The 10,033-nt window shown below is 37.2% G+C and carries 9 protein-coding genes; 4 read left to right on the top strand and 5 right to left on the bottom strand.

Annotated elements, in window-relative coordinates; translation table 11 throughout:
* The 4 genes from BUB91_RS11615 to BUB91_RS11600 all read left to right on the top strand — a co-directional run.
* Nucleotides 1–540, top strand: a 540-nt coding sequence (locus BUB91_RS11615) for a DUF5712 family protein (RefSeq protein WP_254796103.1), incomplete at its 5' end; no start/stop codon positions are given.
* Between the two features lie 15 nt (nucleotides 541–555).
* Nucleotides 556–2,130 carry a type IV secretory system conjugative DNA transfer family protein gene (locus BUB91_RS11610; RefSeq protein ID WP_073099391.1) on the top strand — a complete coding sequence of 525 codons (1,575 nt, stop codon included), beginning with the start codon at nucleotides 556–558 and terminating at the stop codon, nucleotides 2,128–2,130.
* Between the two features lie 111 nt (nucleotides 2,131–2,241).
* Nucleotides 2,242–4,899 (top strand): TrlF family AAA-like ATPase, encoded by a 2,658-nt coding sequence (locus BUB91_RS11605; RefSeq protein ID WP_073099390.1) that lies wholly within the window; start codon nucleotides 2,242–2,244, stop codon nucleotides 4,897–4,899.
* 73 nt (nucleotides 4,900–4,972) lie between these two features.
* On the top strand, nucleotides 4,973–6,340 hold the full coding sequence (locus BUB91_RS11600) for an RNA-binding domain-containing protein (RefSeq protein WP_073099389.1): 1,368 nt from the start codon (nucleotides 4,973–4,975) through the stop codon (nucleotides 6,338–6,340).
* Nucleotides 6,341–6,350: 10 nt separating this feature from the next.
* Here BUB91_RS11600 and BUB91_RS11595 read toward each other — a convergent pair whose 3' ends face one another.
* Genes BUB91_RS11595 through BUB91_RS11575 form a run of 5 tightly spaced genes read right to left on the bottom strand, consistent with a single transcriptional unit; the run spans nucleotide 6,351 to nucleotide 10,032 of the window.
* On the bottom strand, nucleotides 6,351–6,713 hold the full coding sequence (locus tag BUB91_RS11595; RefSeq protein ID WP_073099388.1) for a hypothetical protein: 363 nt from the start codon (nucleotides 6,711–6,713) through the stop codon (nucleotides 6,351–6,353).
* Between the two features lie 7 nt (nucleotides 6,714–6,720).
* On the bottom strand, nucleotides 6,721–7,560 hold the full coding sequence (locus tag BUB91_RS11590) for a DUF4138 domain-containing protein (RefSeq protein WP_073099387.1): 840 nt from the start codon (nucleotides 7,558–7,560) through the stop codon (nucleotides 6,721–6,723).
* 31 nt (nucleotides 7,561–7,591) lie between these two features.
* On the bottom strand, nucleotides 7,592–8,521 hold the full coding sequence (traM, locus tag BUB91_RS11585) for a conjugative transposon protein TraM (RefSeq protein WP_073099386.1): 930 nt from the start codon (nucleotides 8,519–8,521) through the stop codon (nucleotides 7,592–7,594).
* Nucleotides 8,522–8,554: 33 nt separating this feature from the next.
* Entirely contained in the window at nucleotides 8,555–9,169 is a 615-nt protein-coding gene (locus tag BUB91_RS11580) for a conjugal transfer protein TraK (protein WP_073099385.1), read from the bottom strand.
* A 20-nt stretch (nucleotides 9,170–9,189) separates the two neighbouring features.
* Nucleotides 9,190–10,032: a hypothetical protein gene (locus tag BUB91_RS11575; RefSeq protein ID WP_073099384.1), complete on the bottom strand. Its 843-nt coding sequence runs from the start codon at nucleotides 10,030–10,032 to the stop codon at nucleotides 9,190–9,192.
* Nucleotide 10,033 lies beyond the last annotated feature (1 nt).

Raw genomic sequence — 10,033 nt, 5'->3', positions numbered from 1 at the left:
CGAGCAGAAGGAAATGTGAAAAAATTGGAAAAAGAAATCGGGAAACTAGAAAGAGAAGCACCGCACCAACAGAACGGAAAACGAATAGTACAAGGAATGCCAAAAGCAGGAGGCCAAAGCCATTTACATATTATCGTTAGCCGCAAGGATGCATCAAACCGATTCAGTTTGTCACCTGGAAGTAAATATAAAGCTTCCGACGTTGAATTAAATGGTAAAACGGTAAAACGGGGATTTGATAGAGATGGGTTTTTTGAGAAAGCAGAAAAGACTTTTGATAAGACTTTTGGCTATCAAAGGAACTTCGCTGAAACCTATAAGGCAAGAAAGGATTTCATCAAGAATCCGAAAATCTATTTTGCATCGTTGATGAAACTACCAACCAACGAAAAAGCGATTGCGTTCAAATTAATGCGTGAAAGTAATATTCCAATAATGCCGAGTATTCCGGTCACGCAGGCACAATTGGTAATGAAAATATTTAACAAGCTACGACGTGGTGCGGAAGTGGCCATCAAATCAAGTTCCATCGGAATCTAACTTAAAATTATACAAATGGACAATCTCGTAACAGTACTTTTTATTATTGGTGTAGCCAGTGTTGTTTTCTATGGAATATTTCGGGTTAGCAGATATGCATTTGTCGTCAATTTTCTATTGATTGGCGCTTTTGTGTATTATTTAAATGAACAATTACCATTGGTGCAAATAGCACTTTATTTTGTTTGTCCTCTGATATTAATTAATATAGGAATGTATGTATTCTTGCATAAAACGGACGAGCCTAAAAGTGGAAATGCCAAATATCAGGTCAACTTTGCCACTACAAAAGGAAACTTCAAACTGGATAACATCAAACGTGGTGCATCTATAATCGGTTCTGCGGGAAGTGGAAAGACCGAAAGTGTAGTCTATGGTTTTTTGAAACACTTCGAAAAAGAAGGGTTTTGCGGAATTATCCACGACTACAAGGATTTTGAGCTTACTGAAATGGCTTATCCCCTTTTTAAAGATGGTAATATCCCGTTTAAGGTCATTTCCTTTGATAAAATCATACATAGGGTAAATCCTATTGCACCACGCTATTTAGAGAACGAGGAAAGCGTAAACGAAGTTTCAAGGGTATTGATTGAAAACCTTTTGGAACAACGGGAATCTGGAACAACTGGAACGACCAAATTTTTCAATGATGCTGCGGAAGGCTTGATTGGTGGATTGATTTGGAAATTAAAAACTACCTATCCACAATTCTGTACCCTTCCACATTTAATCGCCATTTATCAATATCTGGACACAAACAGCCTTATCCAGTTTTTGGAAACCAATACGACATCGAGGGCAATGGCAGATGCTTTTATAAGTGGAAAAGATTCTGAAAGACAGACCGCAGGAGTAAAAAGCACCTTGGCCAATGCTTTTAAACGAATTAGTACACACCGCATTTTTATGGCGTTGTCTGCGGACGAAGTGCCACTCAATATAAATAGTCCTGAAAATCCAACTGTAATTTCGGTCGTGAACAATCCCAAATTTGAAACTTCGTATTCTCCTGTGATTGCCACCATCATCCATACCATTACAAAACAAATGAGTGTACGCAATGCAAAGCCTTCTTTTTTGATGATGGAAGAAGCACCAACCATTCGTTTATTGAATATGCATCGTATTCCTGCGACACTTCGAAGCTATAATATTTCTACGATTTATGTGATGCAGGACAAAATACAAAATGATATGATGTATGGGGACAAGGCAAGCAAAGCGATTTTAAGCAATCTATCCTACCAATTTTTCGGCAAGGTCAACGACCCAGATACTGCCAAATATTACGAACGCTTTTTTGAAATTATCAAAGACCCTACGAAGAGTATAAGTCGTGGGCATAATCTGGATTTTGATACGCGAATAACAACGGGCGAAAAAGAGATACCGAAGATAAGAGCAGACGTTTTCTTTCGATTAAAACAGGGCGAATTTATAACCTATGCTGATGGTAAGGATAAGAAAGTGCAGTTTAAATTGTCAAGAATACAGCGGCAGCTTCCTGAAGAATCCAAGCAATATTCTCAGGCAGATTTATCTACTAATTTTGATAGAATTTATGATGAGGCGAAGTCGATATTTAATTGAAATTTGATGTGAATTTTCAAAGAATATTTTATCTGTTAAGAATAAACAATGATTTCTTTTGGCATAAAGCTAATTTTATTGCATTATTAGAGTTTAAAAATTCGGCAATTTATGACTAAAGGGGCAAGATTTCTTAGAGCAGATTTACACATACATTCATACGGGGAATTTGGATCTTACGATGTTAAAGATACCGCAATGACACCAGAGGCGATTGTTGATACCGCCATCGCGAAAGGATTGAAGATTATTAGTATTACTGACCATAATGAGATATTTAATTCAAATACAGCGATAAATTACGCTGCAGATAAGGATATTTTGGTCATTCCCGGAATTGAAGTAACCACTACGCAAGGTCATTTGCTATTGTACTTCGACACTTTTCAAAATTTAAGGTCATTCGCTGGTAAATTAAATATAAGTGAGGATAAGAAAACCACTACACAAGGAATCGTAGAGTGTTTGGATTTTGCCCATCAATGTAGTGGTATTGGCATATTAGCTCACATCGAACTTGATTCAGGTTTTGAAAAAACTATTGGGCGGTTTGGTCCGCCTATTGAAGAAATTTTTAGCCACCCAAACCTTTTAGGACTTGAGATATCCAAAAAAGAAAATTTCCATTTTTATTCCAATAGCGATGAAGATGCGAATAGGAAGAGGCTTGTGGGGCTGAGGCGCGACAATTTATTAATGGATGATGACCAAATCCTTCCTAAATTGATGGGTTCAGATTCCCATAATTTAAATAAGTTGGGAACCAATGCCGAAGGAAATGAAAAGTTGACCAGGATAAAAGTTGATGAACTAAATTTCCACGCCTTTAAGGTTGCGCTGTTGAGCCACGAATCAAGAATTCGACTGGAAGATTTTATACCTGAGCAACGACCGGTATTTAATAAGATTTTTATAGAAGGTGGATTATTAGATGAAATGGATATAGACCTAAGTCCTAATTTAACCTGTATAATTGGCAGTAGAGGTGCGGGAAAGTCAACCTTATTAGAAACTTTACGAGAAACATCAGGGAATCAATCTTCTTCAAAGGTTGTTGATTCCGATGTGTGGCCTCAGAAAATAACACTTCAATATACTGATGAAGCTGGGCAAACTATTGAATTTTCAAGAGAAAAGAATAATGGTACTCAGAATATAACAGACCCTATAAATGGAATATCACGTGTTGAAATTGAAAGTTATGGTCAAGGCGAAACAGCTGATACTATACAGCACAGCGATGAAAACCCAACGGTTTTGATAGATTTTCTTGATGGGTTTTTAGACTTAAAACCCCTCATTTCCGAAGATAAAGAAATCATCACAGATTTGCTCGAAAACCAAAGCGATGCCAGAAAATTAAGACTCGAATTACTAAGTCTTGATGAAACAAGAAAAGCTCTTAAAAACGAGCAGAAAAAATTAGAGAATTTAAAAAAGCAAAAAGCAGGGGAATTGGTAAAATACCAAAACGCATTAATAAAGGAAAGACAGATACGTCAAGATCTAATTGCCGACCTTAAGCTACTAATTCAGACTTATAAGGATATTTTAAATGATGAAGAAACCTTTGAAAATTTCGAAAAATTATCAGATGAAGAAATAGTCGTTGGTAAGGATTATTTTCAGAAAGTAAAGAATATTGTTAGTGATTTTTCAGCTATTGTCAAATCCAAGGCAGGGGAATTAAATGAAGCCCTCGGAACAAAAGTAGAAGAGCTTAGAACAGAACTTAAAAATTGGGCTTCCAAGGAAAAAGCAATTCAGGTACAGATGGACGCCAAAAAGCAAGAGTTGGCAGCTCAAGGTATTCCTTTTGATTTGGGTAAAATCAACCAAATATCGAAAGATATTATCGATTTAACCAATAGGGTAAAAAAACTTGAAAACAGCAAAAAACTTTTAAATGAATTACAAACTGTGCGTAAAGAATTGATTGGAAAAAGAAAGGACATAAAACAACGAATTTTCTACTACAGAAATGCATTTGGACAAACTATAAATGACAATCTTAAGAATACGCTCGATGGATTATTTATAAATGTAAAATATGACCAGGGAAACTATTCTGACGAATTTGAGCAGTTATTAAAAACGACTATGGATTGGCGAACATCCCAAGTTCCAAGAGCATATTTAATCACTAAAAATTTATCGCCATTTGAGTTCGTCGATATTTGTATGCGCAAAGACAATGATGCATTAAAAGCATTGACAGATGATGAAGGTAAAAGATTTATTGGGGATTATGAAGCTCAAACTATCGTGGAAAAACTTCTTAAAGACCATACTTACGAAGATTTTGAAGCCTTGCCATTTGAAGATAGACCTTCAATTTCCGTTACACGATTATATAAAGATGATGTAACGGGTAAAACATTAAGAAATACAAAGTCGATATCGCAATTGTCGTTAGGTCAACAACAGTCGGTTTTACTTGGAATTTTAATGCTTTCAAAAAGTACTACGCCGCTTATAATTGACCAACCAGAGGATAATTTAGATAGTGAATTCATATTTAAAACGATTGTTAAGAATTTACGTAAAATCAAAGAATCAAGACAGGTAATCATTGTTACCCATAACCCTAACATTGCCGTACTTGGCGATGCAGAATTAATAATTCCATTAAAAAGCACAAGCGTAAAATCACACGTTTTGGAAGCAGGTTCTATTGACAGGAAAGGAACAAGGGAAATTAGTTGCGAAATTCTCGAAGGTGGTAAATCTGCATTTAAACAACGACAATTAATATATGGCATTAAGTAGGCGTAGTGAGAAGCAAAACCTATTCCCACAATTTAATATCATTATCTTTACTGTCAGATTTTTTATTTAAATAATGACCGAAACAAACCGCATAGAATACAAACGAGAACTGTCCGATGGACTTGAAAAAGAGGTCATTGCTTTTTTAAACTATCGTGAAGGTGGTATTATTTATATTGGTATTGATAAGGAAGGGAATACTTTCGGTCTGGCTGATGCGGATGGCGACCAATTAAAAATTAAAGACAGGTTAAAGAACAATATTCGCCCTTCAGCTTTGGGTCTTTTTGATATTGTAAGCGAAGAACGAGATGGAAAGAATATCCTGAAAATCATTGTGGCGAGTGGTCCCGAAAAACCCTATCATCTCAAAAAATACGGGATGAGCGAAAAGGGTTGTTTTATCCGCTTAGGTTCAGCAGCTGAGCCAATGCCCCAAAAAATGATTGACGAGCTCTTTGCCAAGCGCACCCGAAATTCCATCAGCAAAATTAAAGCGGGTCGTCAAGATTTAAGCTTTAGCCAGTTGAAAATCTACTACGAGGAATCGGGTCATACCCTTGGTAAAGCCTTTGCAAAGAACTTGGAACTACTTGCTGAAGATGGCGCATTCAATTATGCCGGCTATCTTTTGGCAGACAAAAACAATACTTCTATTAAAGTAGCCAAGTATTCGGGCAAAACCCGAATAGACTTGATAGAAAGCAACGAATACGGTCACGAATGCCTGGTCAAAGCCACCAAGCAAGTAATTGATAAAATTGCGGTTGAAAACAGAACCAACACAAAAATAACGGCCAAAGAAAGACAGCAAGCCAACCTTTGGAATCCCATCGCATTACGCGAGGCCATCATCAATGCCTTTGTGCATAACGATTATACCAATGAGATTACCCCAAAGTTTGAAATCTTTGCGGATAGAATTGAAATCACATCTGCAGGCGGTCTTCCGGAAGGATTGAGCAAACAGGAATTTTTCGAGGGCTTTTCAGTTCCACGGAATAAAGAACTGATGCGGATTTTTAAGGATTTGGAACTTGTGGAACAGTTGGGTTCTGGCATCCCTCGTATTTTGGAACACTATGGCAAAGAGAGTTTTGGCTTTTCGGATAACTTCCTTAGAATGACTTTTACTGCTAAAGAAACTGCTGTTGAAGAAGGTGGTCAAATAGGTGGTGTAATAGGTGGTCTAAAAGGTGGTCAAATAGGTGGTCAGAAGGATGCTGAAATTGATGATATTAAAAAATTAACGCATAGACAAAAGGAAGTTCTAAAACTAATTGCTTCAGATAACCGAATAACCCGTTCAGGAATTTCGGAAGTATTACATATCAACGAATCTGCAATCCAAAAGCATCTAAACAACTTGAAAGATGCTGGTTTTATAGAGCGTGTAGGTGGCACACGAGGTTATTGGGAAGTCAATCTCGATAAAAATTAAAAAAAGTCTTTTAAAAAGGCCCTTTTTCTCTTGGTCCTTTACTGGTCACTTTCCATTGACCGTTTTCTTTAGTCAGTTTAAAAATGCCTGTTTTTCCATCATAGGTCGTGCTGTATTTTACCCAGGCAATTTCGCCATCAATAGCTTCGTCTAAAATTTCTACCTCGATATCTTTATCAGAATCTGGCATCATATTCTGTACAGTAATCAAACTGGCATAGCCCTCAGAAGTGGTATGCTTTTTTAAGGCTGATTCATCTTTTGAGAAAAAGCTTGACGCAACAACTTTGGCAATTTCAGAAGGGGATTTTGTTGTGCTTTGTGAACAAGAAAGAAACAACAGTACGAGCGAGCAAATGACTAATCTTTTCATAACATTACTAATTTGGGTTATTGATATATCTATGCGATAATTTCATTTCTATATTACGTTCGCCATCTTTTTCATTCAATTCCAAAATTGCCCTACGGTCATCGGATAATGAAAATTTGGGCAATACATAAACGAATCGAGCCCTTTCATTTTCCTTAATCTTGGACGGCAGATTATGTTTATATATCGGTTCTTGATACAGTCGTTGCAATGATTTTCTTTTCCCTTTTTGTCTCGTTTCAATAGATAGGTTCAAGAAATTCAAATCGTAATCCAACGAAGAATTATTTTCAATCTCGATAACGAAATAGAGTTCATCCTTATCAAAAACAATGTTCTCTACGGTCAAGATAATACCTTCGTTTCGTTTCTTGATTCGCGCTATATGCTGTTTTCTATTGAGAAGATATGAGCAGAATTTTTGGTAATAATAGGTGCTGTTATCTACAAGTTCTTCAGAAGATTCAACAAGAACCGAATCCTTTACAATCGGTTTTTCATTACCGATACTATTGGATAGCGGAATGAAATAATTAAGCTTAGAAAGCTGTTTTTTATACCTTACAATATACGAAAAAATCGAACCATTTCTGTTGATTACCAACAAATTACTTTCCTTCCCAGGGGTTGCCTGAAGTAGCCCAAAATATTGTTCATTTTCACGGTTGTATGTAAAAACAAAATTGTCTGAACCAGTTATGCCTTGACGGATTGGCTCAGGAAAAAATAACGCAACGTTCTTGGTGTCGTTTGCATAAATGGTGTCGAGTAAATGAGTGGTTTGTGCTTTTACTTTTGCGAAAGTCGAACAAATAATAAGAGCGGAAATAATGATATAATTTTTCATAAGAGTGCGTTTTTAAATGCCCATTATGGGCTCATAATTTTGGTTTTAAGATTAATCTGTAATTGTTCAGGACGGTTACTTTAACATTGCGATTGCTACGTCTTAGCACTTTCGTAACACCACCTACTTGAGGAACGGTAGGTATGTTGATGTCGCCAATAATATCGTCCAAGACTTCGGTGGTGGCTTCTGCTCTAAAATTGTTCTGTACGTAGATGCCTTCGCTTCCATCGGATAAATCGAATGCTTTGAGCTTTGTAGGATGATGTTGTATGTTTTCAATTTCAATTAAAGCCCGATTGGGCTGAAAGCTGATAAACCCGAAAATGGGTGTGTTCTTTGGCATTTCTTTACCATTAATGGTAGCAGCTTTGGTCAGGCGCATTCGTAATCTGGTATTCGCCTTTACAACTTGGTCGCCATCTACCACCACGTAAATGGTTTCATCCGTATTGCCGATGATTGAAACTTCATTGGGTTTAGGCGCAGCAGCGAAGAACAATTGATGTTCCAAGCCCAATTCTTTCGCTTGGATTTTTTGTTCCCGCTTTACTTCAGCAGAGTCTATTATTGATACCACTTTCCGAGCAGTTCTTCTCTGTCCCAAATTTTGGTATCGCTTTTCTGAATATTGAATCTTTCCAGATTCATAAATGCTATCTACGATACGTTCTTTTTCGCGTTCTGGAAGATCTGGGTCGTAAAATCCCAAGGAATCAATCAACTTTTCATCGTAGATGCTTGGTGCATTGTTTTCACGTACTTTCTTCAAGTCGTTAATCGCATCCAATTTAGAATCATATTCTTTTTGGTCTTCTTCCAAATCTGGCACTAAGGTCTGTTTAAGATTTTTGGTTTCACTTTCATCATCGCCCATAACTATTACGGAATAGGAAATCAGGAATATGAAAATCACGGCTAATACCGCTGCAAATACTATCTTGTTTTTTTCTACTTTCATAAGAGTGAGTTTTTAAGTGCCGATTATCGGCTTTCAACTTTCATCGTTTAGTTTTTTTAAAGTGTTTTCGAAATAGTTGGTAATCAACAATCCGTGCGGATTGTTGGGAAAGTTTCGGTCAACCATAATCAGGTTTCCGGTGGAAACCAGTTCATAGGTGTCAATGATTGTACCTCTATTAATTTCAAAAATGATAGTCGTCGTAAAACCATACGAACCATCATTTTCAGATATTCTTGAATCGATGCTCAGTACTTTTTGAACCAAGGAATATTGCAACAATCTGTTATAAACACCATCGGCTTTTTTCTGGCGATATAGGTTGTCCACGGAACTATTGCCCAACCATAATGCTTTTTCCAAATTGCGTTCGTAATTGCTGGCATCAATGTTATAGAAGTAGTTATGGAACATATCCAAATGTGCTAAAGCCTCAACCCGAAAATTTTCCTTTTGGGTCACGAGCTTCAGCGGAATGATACTGCCATCTGTATTAATGGCAAAGGCACTATTGAGCGCTTTTTGATTGGTGTTGAATACCATCCAAACCGAAAATGTGCTGGACAGCAACGCACAGACAACAACTGCTAAAATGATAAACCGGTTCAGCTTTAGGACGTTATAAATATTCTTATATGGTGTTTTCATATTATTATTTTTAATCTGCCTTAGGCAGTAAATAGTCTGAGAGTGAAGGACGTGGCGCGTTTATACAGTTTGAATTTTAGGAAAACAATAAAGCCTACTGAACCCAACTGAACAACGGGCGCAAAAAATCCCTGTCCTGTATCGGTTCCAAAAAGGTTGACCCAAAAATTGGTGTTGATTTCCGTATAAATGGCATTGATAAATACATTGACCAAAAAGAACGCTGGAACGAGCATATACACGGCTGCATATAATTTGAAGAACGTATAAGCGAGCGAACGGAACTTTTCAAAAACGGCAAGGCTAATGACCAGAGGAAAAAAGGCTTGCATTATGCCTAAAAGGAAGAATCGTTCTGCCAAGAATAGAGGATAGATGAACAAATCCAATATCCAGAGGAACAGGCTAATGATGAATGCAAATATTTTGAATCCGTAAAGCGGTGTGACCAGGGCTTCATATAAAAGTGTCATAGCAGCTTGTGCAACCTCTATTATACTTACATCTTCTTCTATGGGAATATCTTGCATCTGCAGAGGCAATAAGGCAGGTGCTGTGCCACGATATTGTCCTTCAATAGCTACCAAGATGCCATCGAAAAAGCCTAAGACTTGTGTTGAGAAAATGACCAAGATGACGATAGCAAAATTTTTGACCAGTTCACCAGGACTCAATCCCCAAGTGTAACCGTCCTTATCTGCAATGCCTTCATTGTATTTTTTAAGGATGTTGACCAAAAAGAACAGGACAGCGAGCGTTTTCATTCCCGCAATGGTGTATTGCGAAAAGTTGCTGGCCTGTATGGTCTGGAAAACGGTGTCGATATATTCCAGCCCAATTCCTAAGAGAATGGTCGCCGTCATT

It is taken from the genome of Leeuwenhoekiella marinoflava DSM 3653 (assembly GCF_900129005.1).
GTDB classification, from domain to species: Bacteria; Bacteroidota; Bacteroidia; order Flavobacteriales; family Flavobacteriaceae; genus Leeuwenhoekiella; species Leeuwenhoekiella marinoflava.
This window is presented reverse-complemented; position numbering and strand designations above follow the sequence as displayed.

What these genes read in the sequence shown, in the direction of transcription:
- BUB91_RS11580 (WP_073099385.1), bottom strand. Translation starts at nt 9,169, where the DNA reads ATGAAAACACCATATAAGAATATTTATAACGTCCTAAAGCTGAACCGG.
- BUB91_RS11605 (WP_073099390.1), top strand. Translation starts at nt 2,242, where the DNA reads ATGACTAAAGGGGCAAGATTTCTTAGAGCAGATTTACACATACATTCA.
- BUB91_RS11600 (WP_073099389.1), top strand. Translation starts at nt 4,973, where the DNA reads ATGACCGAAACAAACCGCATAGAATACAAACGAGAACTGTCCGATGGA.
- BUB91_RS11590 (WP_073099387.1), bottom strand. Translation starts at nt 7,560, where the DNA reads ATGAAAAATTATATCATTATTTCCGCTCTTATTATTTGTTCGACTTTC.
- BUB91_RS11610 (WP_073099391.1), top strand. Translation starts at nt 556, where the DNA reads ATGGACAATCTCGTAACAGTACTTTTTATTATTGGTGTAGCCAGTGTT.
- traM (WP_073099386.1), bottom strand. Translation starts at nt 8,521, where the DNA reads ATGAAAGTAGAAAAAAACAAGATAGTATTTGCAGCGGTATTAGCCGTG.
- BUB91_RS11595 (WP_073099388.1), bottom strand. Translation starts at nt 6,713, where the DNA reads ATGAAAAGATTAGTCATTTGCTCGCTCGTACTGTTGTTTCTTTCTTGT.
- BUB91_RS11575 (WP_073099384.1), bottom strand. Translation starts at nt 10,032, where the DNA reads ATGACGGCGACCATTCTCTTAGGAATTGGGCTGGAATATATCGACACC.